This is a genomic window from Pseudomonas sp. PS01270 (assembly GCF_029959775.1).
Classification (GTDB): domain Bacteria; phylum Pseudomonadota; class Gammaproteobacteria; order Pseudomonadales; family Pseudomonadaceae; genus Aquipseudomonas; species Aquipseudomonas atacamensis.
Genome location: NZ_JASCPT010000109.1, coordinates 1 through 17,994 on the forward strand (window position 1 = coordinate 1; position 17,994 = coordinate 17,994).

Consider the following 17,994-nt stretch of genomic DNA (forward strand, 5'->3'; position numbering starts at 1 on the left):
GAGCCTGCTCGCGAAGAGGGAGTGTCAGTCAACGAAGATGTTGGCTGACCCACCGCTTTCGCGAGCAGGCTCGCTCCCACAGTTGTTTTGTGTTGGCAGTCAGATCCGCAAGCCGCCATCCATCTCCAGAATCCGCCCGGTGTAGTAGTCGTTTTCGAAGATATACGCCGCCGAATGGGCGATCTCCTCAGGCTTGCCCATGCGCTTGAGCGGAATGCCCGACGTCATCTTTTCCAGCGCTTCCGGCTTCATGCCCAGGGTCATCTCGGTTTCGATGAAGCCCGGTGCGATGCCCGCGACACGAATGCCGTAACGCGCCAGCTCCTTCGCCCAGGTCACGGTCGCCGCTGCGACGCCGGCCTTGGCTGCGGAATAGTTGGTCTGGCCGACGTTGCCCGCACGGGAGATCGACGAAATGTTGATGATCGCACCGCTGTTCTTCAGCTCGACCATTTTCGCTGCGACTTCACGGGTGCAGAGGAACACGCCGGTCAGGTTGACGTCGATCACCGCCTGCCACTGGGCCAGGCTCATCTTGGTCATCTCACCGTCCTTGACCTTCAGCAGCAGACCATCGCGCAGGATCCCGGCGTTGTTGATCAGGCCGTGGATGGCGCCGAAGTCTTCGGCCACTTGCGCGACCATGTGCTCGACCTGTTCTTCATTGGCGACGTTGCACAGGTAGCTGCGCGCTTCGACACCTTTGGCTTTGCAGGCGGCCACGGCGTCGTCGAGTTTTTCCTGATTCAGATCGACCAAGGCCAGCTTCGCGCCCTTGCCGGCGAAATACTCGGCCATGGAACGGCCCAAACCCTGGCAACCGCCGGTGATAATGATTACTTTGTCGTTGAGTTGCATTCGCATGTCCCGCTGGCAGGTCTGAGTTGTTTTTGTTGTCGGCAACGCTCGATCGGCACCGGTCAGGCCTGGTTGCACACGAACATTTGCCCGATGCGCGCCGGTTACTTTTCGCTGCGCGCCTGTCCGTTTTCTAGACGGAACCCATTTAAGGAGTCACAAATTGAGCGCTGAAGTGGCGAAGAATGCCCGAGAATTGCTTCTCAAGGAATACCGTGGAGTGCTGTCGACCCACTCCAAATCGATGCCGGGTTTTCCCTTTGGCTCCGTCGTGCCGTATTGCCTGGATGAGCAGGGCCGGCCGCTGATCCTGATCAGCCGCATCGCCCAGCACACGCATAACCTGCAGAAAGATCCGAAGTGCTCGATGCTGGTGGGCGAGCGCGAGGCCGACGATGTGCAGGCGGTCGGGCGGCTGACTTATCTGGCCCATGCGCAGAAGCTCGAAGACCCGGCAGCCATCGAGGCCGCCGCCGAGCGTTATTACCGCTACTTCCCCGACTCGCAGAATTATCACCAGGCCCACGATTTCGATTTCTGGGTGCTCGATCCGGTGCGCCATCGTTACATCGGCGGGTTTGGCGCGATCCACTGGATCGACGATCTGACCTTGGCCAACCCGTTCGCCGGCAAGGCGGAAATCAGCATGGTCGAGCACATGAACAGCGATCACGCCAAGGCCATCGCCCATTACGTCGCGCTCGCCGGGCTGCCCAACAGCACGCCGGCGCAACTGGCCGGGATCGACAGCGAAGGCATGCACCTGCGCATTGGTCAGGCCGTCTATTGGTTGCCCTTCGCGGCGCCATGTAATACGCCGACACAAGTGCGCGAGGCCTTGGTTTCTCTGGCTCACGCCCAGTCCTGGCCAAAAAAAGCGCAAAGTTAAGCTTGAATTCACGCAAGGGCGACGTCATCTAAGGCTTACTGCAAGGCATTTCTTGCGTTGAGGAAACATTGATGCGCCCTTTTCTGTTGCTCTTTCTGCTGTTTCCAGTGCTGGAGCTGTTCGTATTCGTCAAAGTGGCAGGCTCTATTGGGTTCTTCCCGGCCCTGCTGCTGATCATTCTCGGCTCGATGTTCGGTGTGTTCGTGCTGCGCGTCGCCGGTCTGGCCACCGCATTGCGTGCCCGGGAAAGCCTGAATCGCGGCGAATTGCCCGCGCAGACCATGCTCGAAGGCCTGATGCTGGCACTGGCCGGTGGCCTGTTGATCATTCCCGGCTTCATCAGTGACGTGGTCGGTCTGGTGATGTTGTTGCCGGTCACCCGTCGTCTGCTGGCGAACAAGATGCGCCAGCGTGCTGAAGACCAGGCGATGCGCCAGCGTGCCTTCGCCGACGACCTGCAACCCCGTGGCGGCCCGGCCCCGCGCGAGCCGCTCGGTCGAGAGCCGAATGTGATCGAAGGCGAGTTCGAACACCGCGACAACAAGTGACATCAGCATCGACACGGCACCTGCGGGTGCCGTGCTCGTTTATGGCGCTTTTTTACTGGGTGGCGATGAAAAATTTTTTCCGCCAGCCCTTGTAATCGGCTTGTACGCCCCTATGTATCGGTCACCGAAAGGTTTCCGGTATTCAAACCGGACAGACTTGCGCGGTTCGCTCGACGGACCGCAACCGGCGCAGGCCGGATTCGTTAAACCCGCCGGGACTACACCGGCCGATGAAAACCACAATTAGGAGAGATCGACAATGAAGCTTCGTCCTCTGCATGACCGCGTCGTCATCCGTCGCAGCGAAGAAGAAAAGAAAACCGCTGGCGGTATCGTCCTGCCAGGTTCGGCTGCTGAAAAAGCCAACCACGGTGTGATTCTCGCTGTAGGCCCGGGCAAAGCTCTGGAAAACGGTGAAGTGCGTGCACTGTCCGTGAAGGAAGGCGACAAGGTTGTGTTCGGTCCTTACTCCGGCAGCAACACTGTGAAAGTCGATGGCGAAGACCTGCTGGTAATGAGCGAGAACGAAATCCTCGCGGTTATCGAAGGCTGATATCCCCGTTCATTTTCCCGCTACTACAAAGTATTTAAGGAATATCGATCATGGCTGCTAAAGAAGTTAAGTTCGGCGATGCCGCCCGTACCAAGATGCTCAAAGGCGTCAACGTTCTGGCTGACGCGGTAAAAGCGACCCTGGGCCCGAAAGGCCGTAACGTGGTTATCGAGAAGAGCTTCGGCGCTCCGACCATCACCAAGGACGGCGTTTCCGTCGCCAAAGAAATCGAACTGGATGACCGCTTCGAAAACATGGGCGCGCAGCTGGTCAAAGACGTTGCCTCCCGTGCCAACGATGACGCTGGTGACGGTACTACCACCGCTACCGTTCTGGCTCAGTCGATCGTCAACGAAGGCCTGAAAGCCGTCGCTGCCGGCATGAACCCGATGGACCTGAAACGCGGTATCGACAAGGCGACCATCGCCATTGTCAAAGAGCTCAAAGCCCTGTCCAAGCCATGCGCTGACTTCAAAGCCATCGCTCAGGTCGGCACCATCTCGGCCAACTCCGACAACTCCATCGGCGACATCATTGCCGAAGCCATGGAAAAAGTCGGTAAAGAAGGCGTGATCACCGTTGAAGAAGGCTCGGGCCTGGAAAACGAACTGTCGGTTGTAGAAGGCATGCAGTTCGACCGTGGCTACCTGTCGCCATACTTCGTCAACAAGCCGGACACCATGGTTGCCGAGCTCGACGGCCCGCTGATCCTGCTGGTCGACAAGAAGATCTCGAACATCCGCGAAATGCTGCCAGTGCTGGAAGCCGTTGCCAAAGCCGGCCGCCCACTGCTGATCGTGGCCGAAGACGTTGAAGGCGAAGCCCTGGCGACTCTGGTTGTGAACAACATGCGTGGCATCGTCAAAGTCGCTGCCGTCAAGGCACCGGGCTTCGGCGACCGTCGCAAGGCCATGCTGCAGGACATCGCTGTTCTGACCGGCGGTACCGTTATCTCCGAAGAGATCGGTCTGAGCCTGGAAAGCACCACCCTGGAGCACCTGGGTAACGCCAAGCGCGTCACCCTGTCCAAGGAAAACACCATCATCGTTGACGGTGCTGGCGTGCAGGCAGACATCGAAGGCCGTATCGCTCAGATCCGCGCCCAGGTTGCCGAAACTTCCTCGGACTACGACCGTGAAAAACTGCAAGAGCGTCTGGCCAAGCTGTCCGGCGGCGTTGCAGTGATCAAGGTTGGCGCTGGTTCCGAAGTTGAAATGAAAGAGAAGAAAGCCCGTGTTGAAGACGCCCTGCACGCAACCCGCGCAGCCGTTGAAGAAGGCGTGGTACCTGGCGGTGGCGTGGCGCTGATCCGTGCTCTGGAAGCACTGACCGAGCTGACCGGCGACAACGCTGACCAGAACGTCGGTATCGCTGTGCTGCGTCGCGCTGTTGAAGCGCCGCTGCGTCAGATCGCTGCCAACTCCGGTGACGAGCCAAGCGTAGTCGTCAACGAAGTGAAGAACGGCAAAGGTAACTTCGGTTACAACGCTGCTTCCGGCGAATACGGCGACATGATCGAAATGGGTATCCTGGACCCAACCAAGGTAACCCGTTCGGCTCTGCAAGCTGCAGCCTCCATCGGCGGTCTGATCCTGACCACCGAAGCAGCGGTTGCCGACGCACCGAAGAAAGAAGGTGCAGCTGGCGGCGGTATGCCAGACATGGGCGGCATGGGTGGCATGGGCGGCATGATGTAAGCCAGCCCTGGCCCTGTAACGCTAAACCCCGCTGGCGAAAGTCAGCGGGGTTTTTTATTGCCCAAGTTCAGCATCCACCCGAACCAATGTGGGAGCGAGCTTGCTCGCGAAAGCGGTCTGTCATCCGACATGCAAGCCAGTTGAGCCGCCAATTCGCGAGCAGGCTCGCTCCCACAGGTTGTTTATTTCAGGCGTTGATCGGCTGTGTGTTCATCGCCGTCGAAGTCTTGCCAGCCGGGCGATACAGCACCCAGTAATAAGCCCCCAGACAAATCAGCCAGCAAAAAATCGCCGTCCACACGTTGTGCGAAAAGAAGTGCGCGCCCTGCATCATGCGGCTGATCGAGAATACCGAGCCCAGCGCAAAGGCGAACACAAACGCCTGCCGCGCCAGTCGCGGGCGGCGGTCACGCAACACGAAGAACAACGCAAACAACGTAAACCCGGTTGCCGCATGGCCACCCGGCCAGCAACGTCCCGGCTTGTCCGTGGCGGGGCGATGCTCCATCAGTTTGCTGTAGGTCTCGTGACCGCCGAATTGCTCCAGGCTCCACGGGCATTGCACGGCAGTGACGGCTTTGACTGGAGTGACAAACGAAGTCGCCAGCCCCAGCGACAGCACCAGGCAACCGAGTTCGCGCTTGAACGGTTTCAGCCGTTCGATGAAAAACGCGCCGATGAAACCCAGAATGGCAAACACCGAGAAGCCGATCACCAGCTGTTTCGCCCGGTCATGCAGGATGTCTTCAAGAAAATAGCTGTGCCGCCCGATGAAATCCCCCGCGACCGGGTCGTAGAACATTTGCGCCAGAGCCATGTCCAGATCGGTCAGTTCGAGCAACAGCAGAATGATCGCCGCCGCTGCGGGAATGCCCAGACACAACCACCAGTTGAGCGGTCTTGAAGCGGGAAGGGCAGAGGTCGGCACCATGGCAGGTTCCTTGGTCGATGAACGGAGGAGAGAGCGTAATCGCGCGGAGTCTGCGCGCGCTGGCGTCGGCGATTTGTTAACCGAAAGTGAAAAAAACGTCGCAGCGCGCGCAGCGCAGGTTTATCGAAAAACGCCCCTAGCCCTGAGCCACACTTGGCCGTAAGCTGCGCGGGCCAAGACGGCCGTTACCCCGTTCGGAGGAGATGTCCATGCGAATTCTGCTGGTCGAAGACAACCGTGACATCCTGGCCAATCTGGCCGATTACCTGGGCATGAAAGGCTATACCGTCGATTGCGCACAAGACGGCTTGTCCGGTCTGCATCTGGCGGCGACCGAGCATTACGACCTGATCGTGCTCGACATCATGCTGCCCGGCATCGACGGCTACACCTTGTGCAAGCGCCTGCGTGAAGACGCCCGGCGTGATACGCCGGTGATCATGCTGACCGCCCGTGACCAACTCGACGACCGTCTGCAGGGCTTCAAGTCCGGCGCCGACGATTACCTGATCAAACCGTTCGCGCTGTCCGAACTGGCCGCCCGCGTCGAAGCGGTCATGCGTCGTGCGCAGGGCGGCGGTCGCCGCGCATTGCAGGTCGGTGATCTGAGCTACGACCTCGACACCCTGGAAGTGACCCGCGAAGGCAAGCTGCTCAAGCTCAACCCGGTCGGTCTCAAGCTGCTCGCGGTGTTGATGCAGAAGAGTCCGCACGTGCTGCGTCGGGAGATTCTCGAGGAAGCGCTGTGGGGCGATGACTGCCCCGACAGCGACAGCCTGCGCAGCCATGTTCACCAATTGCGCCAGGTGATCGACAAGCCATTCGCCAAGCCACTGCTGCACACCGTGCACGGTGTCGGTTATCGCTTGGCCGAGGGGCGAGATGGAGTTTAAGCAGAGTCTTTCCCAGCGGATCATCATCGCCTTTGCGCTGATGAGCGCACTGGTCGCCGGCGCTTTCGCCATGGGCATCGTTGCGACGGTGCACCTGGTGGAAGAGAAACTGATTTCCGCAGGGCTGGGTGGCGACCTGCAACGCTTGCTGCTGATGGACAACGTCTCCGACTGGAGCCATCGCCCCGAGCCGGATCAGCTGTTCTATTTCAGCGGCGGGCCGGGGGATTTCGACCTGCCCAAGGATCTGCGTCACCTCGATGCCGGTTTCCACGAGGTCTTTCGCGAGCAGCTGTCCTATCACGCCATGGTCGAAGTGGTGGATGGTCGGCGTTATGTCTTGCTGCAGGATCAAAGTGATTTCGAAGAGCGCGAGCGCGTGCTGTTTGCCGTGGTGCTGGTGGGCTTCGTGCTCAGTCTGGCGCTGGCGGTGTTCCTGGGCTGGGTGCTCGCGCGCAAGGTGATGGCGCCGGTGGTGCGCCTGGCGCGGCAGGTCCGGCATCGCGACCAGTTGCTCGGGCTGGCGCCGCCCCTGGCGCCGGATTATGCAGCGGATGAAGTCGGTGAACTGGCGGTGGCGTTCGATGCCACGCTGGGGCGCTTGCGTCAGGCGCTGAACCGCGAGCGTTTGTTCACCAGCGACGTCAGCCACGAATTGCGCACGCCGCTGATGGTCCTCGCCAGTTCCTGCGAACTGCTGCTGGAAAACCCCGGTCTCGATCAGCGCGGTCGCGCCCAGGTCGAGCGCATTGCCCGGGCGAGCGAGGAGATGCGCGAACTGGTGCAGACCTTCCTGATGCTGGCGCGCGCACAGAACGAAGAGGCTGGCGCCGCGCCGCAGCAGAACCTCACGCAAGTCGCCGAGAGCCTGCTGTGCCTGTGGCGCGAGCCGATCGAGCGCAAGGGCCTGAAGCTGATGTTCGAGCCGGGCGATCCACCGGACACACGTTACAACGCGACCTTGCTCAATGCGGTGATGGGCAACTTGCTGCGTAACGCACTGCATTACACCGAAGAGGGTTTTATTCGCCTTACCCTCACTGCCAACGGTTTTGTCGTCGAGGACTCGGGGGTAGGTATTCCCGAGGAAAAACGCGAGGCGATGTTCGAACCGTTTGTGCGCGGTAGCGAGAAACGTGGCGAGGGTCTCGGCCTGGGCCTGTCGCTGGTCCAGCGCATCTGCGAAAACCAGGGCTGGACGGTCAGTTTGAGCACGATGGAGCCCAATGGCTGCCGATTCGAGGTAGATCTTGGCGTGAATGCCAGCAAATAGTGGCTCGAGGCTACTCCCGCCCACCTGTCTAAATCCTGTATAACGTTGTAATACTTTGCAGATTTACCTGACAGAATTTTCACAATTGGATGACCTGACGCTGACACGCCGCTGCTTAAGGTGGCGTCATCAGAACAGGAGTCCAGATGATGGCCGGCCCGATCAAGCTCGATTTTTCCGAAAAGTACGACGACCAACACGCACAACGATATCTGCGCAAGCACCAGCAAAGCCTCGGTCGCCGCCTGTCGCACTGGCGCGATGAGCAAGTCGGTCGCAAGGCCTTGGCGCTGGCGGGAGATCCAGGGCTGGTGCTGGATCTGCCCTGCGGTGCCGGGCGTTTCTGGCCAATGCTCGCGGAGAAGCCCAACCGGGTGATCATCGGCGCGGACAATTCCGAGTCGATGATCAAGACCGCGCTGCAGGGACAACCGGCCGATGTGGTCAAGCGTGTACAACCGCTGCACACCTCGGCATTCGATATCGCTCTGCCGGATAACTCGGTCGACAGCATCTTTTGCATGCGTCTGTTGCACCACATCGGCGAGGCCGAGCACCGTCGGGTGATCCTGCGCGAGTTCGAGCGGGTGACCCGTGACAGCGTGATTGTTTCGTTGTGGGTTGACGGCAATTTCAAGGCCTGGAAGCGCAAGCGCGCCGAGCGGGATCGGCCAAGTCATGATTACCAGAATCGATTTCTGATTCCGGCGGCAATGATCGAGAAAGAATTTGAACAGGCGGGTTTCCGCATTCAGGAACAACTGGACTTCATACCGCTCTATGCGATGTGGCGAGTTTACGTATTACGCAAGAGGTAGAGGATGGCAGTGCAAGCAGCGGTTGAAGCGGATGTCGCTCCCCAGGATCGTTTCGATTATTACTGGAACCAGCGCGGCGAATGGGTTGAAGAGCCCAATGTGCGCCGCGGTGGCGAAAGCGGTGTACAGCGCATAGTCGACCGTGACGGTCAGCTCTTGTACGCCAAGCGCCAGACCGGGCACATCTATCGCAGTTGGTTGCACCCCTTCGGTCGCCCGACCGTATTGCGTGAACTCGATGCGCTGACCGGCGTAAGCAAACTCGGCGTGCGTGTTCCGCAGATCGTTTTTTGCGGCGCGCAACCGGATCCGCAACACAAGTGGCGCGCGCTGCTCGTCACCAAATCCCTCGACGGTTTCCAGGAACTGGAACACTGGCTGGCCGCTGCCGGTGGTCGCGATCAATGTGGCGACGTGGTCTACGAGAAAGTCCTCAAGGACCTCGCCGAGAACCTGGCGCGCATGCACAAGGGCCGCTGGCAGCACAGCTGCATCTACATCAAACACGTTTTCGTGCGCGTCACCGGTGAAGGTGAAGCGGCGCAGGTTGAAGTGGCGTTGATCGATCTGGAGAAGTGCCGTCAGCGTCTGACACCCTATCGCGCCGCGCAGCATGACATGAAGCAACTGCGTCGCCATTCGTCGTTCCGCGATGCCGACTGGAAAAAACTCGTCTACTTTTATGAGACGGCGTTTGGCAGCGCTATCAAAGGTTTATAGCGATGAAACTCGAAATTGCACGAGGTTTGTTCCTGATCGGGGCCTTGGCAGTTGCTTCACTGGCGGTGGCTGCCTGGGAGCAGCCGCGCATGCAGGTCATAGGAGCGTCCGGGAACGGCGCTCATTGTTCGGTTCCACGGGTGGCGAAAGCCTCCGTGGCGACCCAGCCCGATCATGATTTGCTGTTGTTCATGTTCGGACTGTCTCAGGGAATGAGGCCAGCCAGTTGAAACGATTCAAGCCCAAATGAAAGGCCTCGCAGTTGCGAGGCCTTTTTTTGGAATACGAATTGTGTAGGAGCTGGCGAAGGCTGCGATCTTTTGATCTTGCTTGATCGTTCCTACGCTCTGCGTGGGAACGCCTCAAAGGACGCTCCGCGTTCCAATGGGACGCGGAGCGTCCCGAGCTGCATTCCCACGCAGAGCGTGGGAACGATCAAAATACCGCATTCGCGAGCAGGCTCGCTCCCACAGGGAAATGTGCATTATCTGGCATCTGGCTTAGCGAGGAAGGTGTAAACACACGGCAGCACGAACAGCGTAAACAACGTGCCGATCGACATCCCCGTCGCAATCACCATGCCGATATCAAAGCGGCTCACGGCGCCCGCGCCGGTGGCCAGAATCAGCGGCACCATGCCGAACACCATTGCCGCCGTTGTCATCAGCACCGGGCGCAAGCGAATCGCCGCTGCTTCCTCCACCGCTTCACGGGCGCTCAGGCCCTTGTCCTTGCGCAACTGGTTGGCGAATTCGACGATCAGGATGCCGTGCTTGCTGATCAGGCCGATCAGCGTCACCAGCCCGACCTGGGTGTAGATGTTCATGCTCGACCAGCCGAGGAACAACGGGATCAGCGCGCCGCAGATCGACAGCGGTACGGTCACCAGAATCACCAGCGGATCGCGGAAGCTTTCGAACTGTGCGGCCAGCACCAGAAAGATGATCGCCAGCGCCAGGGCAAACGTGACCCACAATGCGCTGCCTTCCTGCACGTACTGGCGCGAGGCACCGCCGTAGTCGAAGGCAAACCCGGCCGGTGCTTCTTCGCGGGCAATCTGCAGCACGGTGTCGATGGCTTCGCCCATGCTCACCAGCGGGAAACCGGAAATCTTCGCCGCGTTGAGCTGCTGGAACTGATTGAGCTGGCGCGGCCGTGCGCGGTCGCTGACCTTGATCAAGGTCGACAGCGGCAGCAATTCGCCCTGGGTGTTTTTCACGTAGTAATTGTTCAGCCAGTCCGGGTTGTCGCGGTAGGCCCGTTCAACCTGGGCGATGACCTTGTAGCTGCGCCCGTCGATGGTGAAGCGGTTGATTTCCGCCTCGCCGAGCAAGGTCGCCAGCGTGCTGCCGAGGTCGAGCATCGACACGCCCATCTGCGCGGCCTTGTCGCGGTCGATATCCACGACTACTTCCGGCTTGTCGAACGCCAGATCGAGGTCGACGAAGGCGAACTTGCCTGACTCCATGGCGCGTTTCTCGATGCGCTCGGCGACTTGCAGCAGCAGCTCGTAGTCATTGGCCGTGTTGACCACGAATTCGAAGGGCAGACCCTCACCGGTGCCGGGCAGGGAGGGCAGGTTGAAACCGAAGATCTGCAGGCCGGGAATGCTCTCCAGTTTGCTCTGCACCTCGGGAAGGATTTCCATCTGCGTGCGGCTGCGCTCGTTCCAAGGTTTGAGCAGGAAACCGCCGATACCGGCCTGCACGCCGTTGTAGCCGTTGATCTGGAACGATGAGTAGTACTCGGGAAACTCCTTGAAGATGGTGATGAATTCGTCGGTGTAGGTGCTCAGGTAGTCGAGGTTGGTCGGCTGCGGTGCGCTGGCCATCATGAAAATGATGCCTTGATCCTCGTCCGGGGCCAGTTCCGACTTGGTGAACTTGAGAAACACCGGAATCAGGCACAGCACGATCACCGCAAACACCAGCACCACCGGCCGGGTATTGAGCGTGCCGTGGAGCATGCTTTGATAACGGCGCTTGAGGCCTTCAAAGACTCGGTCGAGACGATGGGCCAGGCCGCTGGGATTCTCTTCGTGGCGCAGCAGAAACGCGCACATCATCGGCGACAGCGTCAGGGCGACGACGCCGGAAATCACCACTGCGCCGGCCAGGGTCAGGGCGAACTCCTTGAACAACGCCCCGGTCAGCCCGGTGAGGAAACCGATCGGCGCATACACCGCCGCCAGAGTGATGGTCATCGACACCACCGGCATGGCAATTTCCCGCGCGCCTTCCAGGGCGGCATCGAACGGCGTCTTGCCTTCCTCGATATGACGGTGGATGTTCTCCACCACGACGATCGCATCGTCCACCACCAGACCGATGGCCAGCACCATGGCCAGCAGCGTCAGAAGGTTCATCGAGTAACCCATCATCTGCATGAAGAACATCACGCCGATCATCGACAGCGGAATGGTCACCACCGGGATCACTACCGAACGCAGCGCGCCGAGGAACAGGAACACCACGACGATGACGATCAGCACCGCTTCGAACAGGGTTTTCACCACCTCATCGATGGAGGCCTGAATGAACAGTGTCGCGTCGTAGGCGATTTCGCTTTTCAGGTTCGGCGGCAGCTGCGCTTCCAGCTCGGGCATCAGCTTGCGCACTTCCTTGATCACGTCCAGCGGGTTGGCGCCGGGGGTGGCCTTGATGCCGATATACACCGACGGCGTGCCGCCGAAAGAGCTGATCGAATCGTAGTTTTCCGCGCCCATTTCCACCCGCGCGACATCACGCAGCAACACACGGCTGTCGCCATCGACCTTGAGCGGAATCGCCGCGAAGGCCTCGGCGGATTTCAGTTCGGTGTTGGCGTTGATGCTGGTGACGGTGTACTCGCCTTTCACCTCGCCGGCAGCGGAGAGGAAGTTGTACTGGCGCACCGCAGCGGTCACGTCGGCGGCACTGAGGCCGAAGCCGGCGAGTTTCACCGGGTCGAGCCACAGACGCATGGCGAACACCTGATTGCCGAGAATTTCCGCTTCGGCCATGCCCGGCAGCGTCGCCAGTTTTGGCTGGATGACCCGCGACAGATAGTCGGTGATCTGCGGGTTGCTCAGGTCCTTGCTGAAGAAACTGATGTACATCAGCGCCGAAGCGTCGGCGGATTCCTTGCTCAGCACCGGGTCTTCGGCGTCCTGCGGCAGCTTGTTCTTCACCTCGTTGGCCTTGGCCAGCAGTTCGGTGAACAAGCGGTCGGTGTTGGCACCGATGCGCGCGTAGATCGAAATCACCGAAAAGTTCTGCCGGCTGACCGAGGTCATGTAATCGATGCCTTCGGCGCTGGCCAGGCTCTGTTGCATCGGCTGGGTGATGTAGCCCTGAATGGTTTCGGCGTTGGCCCCGGGATAAGCCGTGGTCACCGTGATCAGGGCGTTTTCCATTTGTGGGTACTGGCGCAGCGGCAGCTTGCTCCAGGCCTGGAAGCCCAGCAGCACAATCAGCAGGCTGACCACGGTGGCGAGCACCGGGCGGCGGATGAACGGATCGGTAAAAGCCATGGGAATTCCTTGATCAGTCGGCGCGAGGCGGACTGTTCTGCTCGCCGAGGGTCTTGTCGTCGCTGATGGCAATGTGGGCGCCGTTGTCCAGTTTGATCTGGCCAGCCGTCACCACTTGTTCGCCGCTCTGCACGCCCTTGTTGATCATCACCAGGCCATCGCGGCGTTCACCGGTTTCGACGAAACGACGTTCGGCGATCAGCAGCGGTTGGCCGTTTTCATCCTTGGCGACGCTGCCGTCCTCGGCCTTCTTCTGCCCGACCACATAAACCGAGTTGCCGTACAGGGTGTAGGTGATCGCGCTTTCCGGCACGACGATGTGCTTTTGCGGATCGGGCAGCAGCACTTCAAGGCTGGCGAACATGCCCGGCAGCAGCTTGCCGTCGGGGTTGGCCAGGGTGGCGCGGACGAGGATATTGCGCGTGGTGCTTTCGACGATCGGGTTGATTGCGCTGATCTTGCCGGCAAAGTTCTGCCCCGGATAAGCGGCGACGGTGAACTGCACGGGCTGACCGATAGCGAGTTTTGGCACCGCTTGTTCCGGCACGTAGAAGTCAGCGTAGAGGCTGCTCAAATCCTGCAACGTAGCGATTTTGGTACCGCTGGCGAGGTAGTCGCCAACGTCGACCTGACGGATGCCGATGGTGCCGCTGAATGGCGCGAGGATGCGCTTTTTCGCCAGCGACGCGTTGAGCTGATTGACCGTGGCCTTGTTCTTTTGCAGCACGGCGGAGAGGCGGTCGTACTCGCCTTTGGAGATCGCGCGGCTGTCGACCAGTTGCGCGCCACGGCCGAAGTCCAGTTGCGCCAGGCCCAGGTCAGCCTTGGCGGTTTCGAGCAGGGCGGTTTCCACGGCGCTGTCGAGTTGCAGCAACGGCTGTCCGGCCTTGACCTTCTGCCCGGATTCGAATTTGAGTTCAGTGACGGTGCCGGCGACTTCCAGACTCAAATCGACACCTTGCAGCGCCTTGAGCGTGCCGACGGTGGGCAGGCGCATCTGCCACGGCTGTTCGCCGGCAGTGGCCACGGCGACACTGATCGGCGGCTTGGGCTTGGAAAAGCCCTGGATCATCGTGTAGATCGAAAAGGCTTTATAACCGCCCAGCACCAGGACGAGCAGCAAAACAACACCCAACATGATCAGCATGCGGCGACGCAGCATATTTCCATTTCCTTGGATAAATCATGAGACAGGCGGGCACATTACTCCGAGTCAGGTGGGGATTCCAACTGGCAGTTATTACGTGAAGGCCGGATATGAACCCTGTGGCGAGGGGATTTATCCCCGTTGGGCTGCGAAGCGGCCCCCTGAATCCTTCAGTCATACCGCAATTGCAGTTTTAAGGGCGGCTGCGCCACCCAACGGGGATAAATCCCCTCGCCACAGGATGGGGGGCCATCTCAAAAATGAGCGGGTATCAGGCCATCAAGTGCAGATGGTTGTCCCAGAGCCCCGCCGGCAATTCCAGCGGCTTGGCCAGCAGCTGTTCCTGCCGGCAATCGTAGTAACGGCAACGGCCCTGACCCGAAGTCACGACAAAGCCATCCTTTACCGCACCAACGCCGGCGCAATCAGGCAAAGGCGCATCGAGGCGCAGTTCGCCGCTGTCCAGATCCCAGATAAAGAAGCGATTGCCGCGCGGCGCTGTCAACGCGACCAGACGCAGGTCGCTGTGCACCGCGACGCTGGCGGTGTAGTGCCCCATCGCCTGCAACTGATCTTCCGCTACCGGGAACGCCACGAACGCTTGCCCGGGTCGCTTGATCGCCAACAGCTCCGAGCGCTCGTGGGACGGCCCCATGAATTGCTGGCCGGCGACGATGGTACCGTCACTGGCGATGCCCAGGTGGCGCACGCTGTTCATCTGCTGGGCGAGGGTTTCCTTGCTCAGCAATGTGCCGTCGCGCTGCATCAGCACCAGGCTTGGCTCCATGGCGTTAAGGTTCATATCGACGCGGCTCTCCGCCTCGGTGCGAATCCCGCCGTTGGCCACCACCAGCGTCTCGCCGTCGGGCATCCACGACACCTGATGCGGGCCGAGGCCATGGGTGGAAATCTCGCCCGTGTGCACCAGCCGCTCGCCTTCGAACTTGTACACGCCGAGCAGGCCACGCCCGGGATCGCTCGTATCGTTCTCGGTGGCGTACAGGTATTCGCCGTCCTTGTGCACCACGGCGTGGCCATAGAAGTGCCGGTTCGGCTGCGAGGTCACGGTCTGCAGCAACGTGCCGTCGCGCAGGTCGATCAGGTAACTCTCGGTTCCCGGACGTCGCGCAACGAACAGCGCCAGCGGCTGCGTCGGATGATTGATGATGTCGTGACAACGCTGGCCGACGTGGGTGGCGAACACCCGCGTACCGTCGAGCCGATAGCCGACGGCGTAATGCTTGCCGTCAGTATCGTCACGCGCCGACAGCAGCAGCGGGCTCTGATCCTTGCGTTTGAACAGCGTCCAGCCGCCCAGCGTCACTGCTCCCAGCAGTGCACTACCTAAAGTCAGAACCTGACGTCGCAGCATGGCACTCGCCCTCATCAGTCACCGTCGTTGGCGTTGAAGCCCAGTTGGATGCCCAGCGCCTTGGCCAGTTCGCCTTCGTGCAGGCGATGGACGACGTTGAGGCTGTCGTAGATGTCGTTGAGTTGCTGGCGACCGGCGTCGTCTTCAAGCATTTCGCCGAGCGAACGCTGGGTGCTGTCGAACAGTTTCAGCGAAGCGGCGTAAGCGGCATCGATCTTGTCGGCCAACGGCTTCTGCTCGGCCGGCAGCAGACCGCGCAGGCCTTTGTTGTCGACGCCTTCCCAGACGGTTTTGGCGGCGGCAAGGCTGGCTTCCAGTGCGGTCAGCGACGACTGGCTGCGCCACGCATCCGCCTGGAATGGCTGCGGCACGCCTTTGCTCTGGCGGCCCATCGGCGTGCCGAGTTTTTTCTTCAGGGTATCCAGTGCCGTCACTTGTACGCGCAGCAGATCGGCGATCGCTTCGTGGGAGTCGGCGTAGCGCTGGTTAGGGAACTTGCTCATCTGCGCGAGCATGCCGTCGGTATTGTTCCAGCCCTGCAGGATCTCTTCGGCCAGTTGCTTCTGGCGTTCGCCGATGGCGATCAGCAGCGGGCAGTATTTGGCTTTCTGCGCATCGTTGGCGACGTCAGGCTTGGCGTCGAAGAGGATGTATTCGTAAGCCGACAGTCCCTGCACCACGACGCTGGATTTGGCCAGCGCGGCGGCGTCGATCTGCGGCTGGGCGACGACCAGTTGCTCGACCTGACGGCCGACGAGGTTTTTCTTGTCCGGCCAGAACTGCACTTGCCACGAACGATTGCCTTCGGCCAGCGGACCGATCAGCAGCGGTTGCAGTTCGGCCCAGGCTTTCTGCGCGTGAAGGAAATCGGCACGGGCAGTTTCCAGGCTTTCCTTGCCCTGGCAATAGGCGAGGGCGCTGACCGCCAGTTGCCGGTCGGCTTCGACCCAACGGGTGTAGGTCGGCAGGATCACCGATTTGGCGATCGCCGCCGAAGTGACCGCTTGCGGGTCCTGCGGCGAGCAGGCGCCGAGGGCGAGCGCGGCAAGGCTGGTGAACAGTAACTTGGGACGGAACATGTCGGGCTCCCGATGTTTTTTCAGTATTTAAAGTGAGTTCAGAAACGCCAGCAACGCAGCGCGCTGCTCGGCATTGAAAGACAAAACCTGTTGCTGCGCCGCCGTCGCTTCGCCGCCATGCCAGAGCACCGCTTCGAGCAGGTTGCGTGCGCGACCGTCATGCAAAAACTGGGTGTGACCGCTGACCGCTTGCGTCAGGCCGATCCCCCACAACGGCGGCGTGCGCCAGTCGCGGCCGGAGGCCTGAAATTCGGTGCGGTTGTCCGCCAGACCTTCGCCCATGTCATGCAGCAGCAAGTCGCTGTATGGACGAATCACCTGATTGGCCAATTCCGGTTCGGCGGCATCGGCGGCGGTGGTGTATTTCGGCGTGTGGCACGACTGGCAACCGGCCTGGAAAAACAGATTCTTGCCGGCCAGCACCTGTGGATCGTTGACGCCACGGCGCGCCGGCACTGCGAGATTGCGGCTGTAGAACAGCACCAGACGCAGGATGTTGTCGCTCACCTCCGGTTCACCATCCGGGCCATTACCGTTCGGCGCCTGTTTGCAGGCAGTCTGCGCCTCGGTGCAATCGTCGAACGGCCGCAGGCTGGTGGTCAGGCCCATGTCACCGGAGAATGCGTGAACGTTCTGCTGATTGAGATTCGGCTGCCCGGCTTTCCAGCCGAACCGGCCGATGACGGTTTTCTGCAACTGGTCATCCCAGACCTGGTTGGGCCGGCCGTTGATGCCGTTGTTCTCCTTGGCTTGCGCGGCAGCGTTGGCGAGGATCGCTTGCTCAGGGATGGCTTCGAGCAGGCCCAGACCAATCATCGGCGGCGCCACCCGCGCGGAAAAACGCGTGTCCGGGTGCATCGGGCCGTAACCGAGTTGAGTGATCTGCAGGGTCGGTTTGCGCAGCTCGACTTCAGTGCCGTCCTTGAAGCGTACCGGCACCGGCGTGTAGTCGACCCGCACCTTGCCTTCCGGGGCGACGCCGGGCACGGCCATGTCCTGGAATTGCCCGCCATACACCGGCTCCGGCACTACGCCGAGCTGTTCGATGACTTTGGCGTATTGCGGCGCGTCGGGAATCGACAGGCGCACCAGCATCGACACTGCATTGCTTGCATCAGGTGCCGGCGGATGCCCGCGACCGTCCTTGATGTGGCAGTTCTGGCAGGCGTTGGTATTGAACAGCGGGCCGAGGCCGTCGCGCGCCGTGGTGGTCGACGGCGCGATCACCCACGGGCTGCGAAAGAAACTGTTGCCGACACTGAAGTCCACGCGCCGCGACGGCGGCAGGTTGGCCGATGGCAGGGAGAAGGCGTTCTGATCGCTCTTGCGCACAGTCGCCGCACCGCCCGAACGCGCTTCCCCCGGCTCGGCCTTGGTGAAACGCGGGGCGTCATCGCAGGCACTCAGGCCCAGGGCCAGCAACAGTGCGGACAAGCGAAGCGGCAACGACAGCATCAGACATCCTGCAAACGGGCGAAAACAAAGGCGCAAAGTCTAACAGGGCGGGGGAGTTTGAATAAGAGGAATTATCGTTTGCTTGATATCGCGCAAGCCTTGAAGCGCATACCAACACTGTGGGAGCGAGCCTGCTCGCGAAAGCGACGCCAGACGCGCTGAAAATGCTGCGCCGGATCAAGCCTTCGCGAGCAGGCTCGCTCCCACAGGGATAGTGGTGTGCCAATAATGAAAAAGGCGACCCGAAGGT

General features: G+C 60.6%; 16 protein-coding genes. 9 read left to right on the top strand and 7 right to left on the bottom strand.

Annotation, left to right across the window (positions count from 1 at the left end; all coding sequences use genetic code 11):
• Positions 1-99 precede the first annotated feature (99 nt).
• Entirely contained in the window at positions 100-858 is a 759-nt protein-coding gene (locus QMX86_RS22370) for an SDR family oxidoreductase (RefSeq protein WP_016773416.1), read from the bottom strand.
• 163 nt (positions 859-1,021) lie between these two features.
• Here QMX86_RS22370 and QMX86_RS22375 point away from each other — a divergent pair, with 163 nt between their 5' ends.
• The 4 genes from QMX86_RS22375 (at position 1,022) to groL (ending at position 4,545) form a co-directional block, all read left to right on the top strand.
• Positions 1,022-1,747: a HugZ family protein gene (locus tag QMX86_RS22375; RefSeq protein WP_282387405.1), complete on the top strand. Its 726-nt coding sequence runs from the start codon at positions 1,022-1,024 to the stop codon at positions 1,745-1,747.
• A gap of 71 nt (positions 1,748-1,818) precedes the next feature.
• Positions 1,819-2,295: an FxsA family protein gene (locus tag QMX86_RS22380; RefSeq protein WP_016773418.1), complete on the top strand. Its 477-nt coding sequence runs from the start codon at positions 1,819-1,821 to the stop codon at positions 2,293-2,295.
• Between the two features lie 259 nt (positions 2,296-2,554).
• Positions 2,555-2,848, top strand: a complete 294-nt coding sequence (locus tag QMX86_RS22385; protein ID WP_007916610.1) for a co-chaperone GroES — start codon at positions 2,555-2,557, stop codon at positions 2,846-2,848.
• A 50-nt stretch (positions 2,849-2,898) separates the two neighbouring features.
• A complete protein-coding gene (groL, locus tag QMX86_RS22390; RefSeq protein WP_016773419.1) occupies positions 2,899-4,545 on the top strand; it encodes a chaperonin GroEL in 1,647 nt (548 codons plus the stop codon).
• Between the two features lie 187 nt (positions 4,546-4,732).
• Here groL and QMX86_RS22395 read toward each other — a convergent pair whose 3' ends face one another.
• Positions 4,733-5,476 (bottom strand): phosphatase PAP2 family protein, encoded by a 744-nt coding sequence (locus QMX86_RS22395; RefSeq protein ID WP_282387401.1) that lies wholly within the window; start codon positions 5,474-5,476, stop codon positions 4,733-4,735.
• Positions 5,477-5,685: 209 nt separating this feature from the next.
• On the opposite strand from QMX86_RS22395, the gene colR reads away from it, so the two are divergent.
• The 5 genes from colR (at position 5,686) to QMX86_RS22420 (ending at position 9,410) form a co-directional block, all read left to right on the top strand.
• Positions 5,686-6,369, top strand: coding sequence for a two-component system response regulator ColR (gene colR, locus QMX86_RS22400; RefSeq protein WP_016773421.1), 684 nt, complete (start codon positions 5,686-5,688; stop codon positions 6,367-6,369).
• Complete coding sequence (locus tag QMX86_RS22405; protein ID WP_110646244.1) at positions 6,359-7,642, top strand: HAMP domain-containing sensor histidine kinase; 1,284 nt, start codon at positions 6,359-6,361, stop codon at positions 7,640-7,642. Before colR ends, QMX86_RS22405 begins: the two co-directional genes overlap by 11 nt.
• Positions 7,643-7,791: 149 nt before the next feature.
• The gene (locus QMX86_RS22410; protein WP_110646279.1) at positions 7,792-8,460 is read left to right on the top strand and encodes a class I SAM-dependent methyltransferase; all 669 of its coding nucleotides are present in this window, start codon (positions 7,792-7,794) and stop codon (positions 8,458-8,460) included.
• A gap of 3 nt (positions 8,461-8,463) precedes the next feature.
• Complete coding sequence (locus QMX86_RS22415) at positions 8,464-9,180, top strand: lipopolysaccharide kinase InaA family protein (RefSeq protein ID WP_024014147.1); 717 nt, start codon at positions 8,464-8,466, stop codon at positions 9,178-9,180.
• 2 nt (positions 9,181-9,182) lie between these two features.
• A complete protein-coding gene (locus QMX86_RS22420; protein ID WP_282386534.1) occupies positions 9,183-9,410 on the top strand; it encodes a hypothetical protein in 228 nt (75 codons plus the stop codon).
• A 254-nt stretch (positions 9,411-9,664) separates the two neighbouring features.
• Here QMX86_RS22420 and QMX86_RS22425 read toward each other — a convergent pair whose 3' ends face one another.
• The 5 genes from QMX86_RS22425 to QMX86_RS22445 form a co-directional block, all read right to left on the bottom strand.
• Complete coding sequence (locus QMX86_RS22425) at positions 9,665-12,691, bottom strand: multidrug efflux RND transporter permease subunit (protein ID WP_016773425.1); 3,027 nt, start codon at positions 12,689-12,691, stop codon at positions 9,665-9,667.
• A 13-nt stretch (positions 12,692-12,704) separates the two neighbouring features.
• Entirely contained in the window at positions 12,705-13,853 is a 1,149-nt protein-coding gene (locus QMX86_RS22430; protein WP_282386536.1) for an efflux RND transporter periplasmic adaptor subunit, read from the bottom strand.
• A gap of 256 nt (positions 13,854-14,109) precedes the next feature.
• Positions 14,110-15,210, bottom strand: a complete 1,101-nt coding sequence (locus QMX86_RS22435; RefSeq protein ID WP_071173419.1) for a DUF1513 domain-containing protein — start codon at positions 15,208-15,210, stop codon at positions 14,110-14,112.
• A 14-nt stretch (positions 15,211-15,224) separates the two neighbouring features.
• Positions 15,225-16,289 carry an imelysin family protein gene (locus QMX86_RS22440; RefSeq protein WP_024014143.1) on the bottom strand — a complete coding sequence of 355 codons (1,065 nt, stop codon included), beginning with the start codon at positions 16,287-16,289 and terminating at the stop codon, positions 15,225-15,227.
• A 27-nt stretch (positions 16,290-16,316) separates the two neighbouring features.
• Complete coding sequence (locus QMX86_RS22445) at positions 16,317-17,744, bottom strand: di-heme oxidoredictase family protein (RefSeq protein ID WP_273528042.1); 1,428 nt, start codon at positions 17,742-17,744, stop codon at positions 16,317-16,319.
• Positions 17,745-17,994 lie beyond the last annotated feature (250 nt).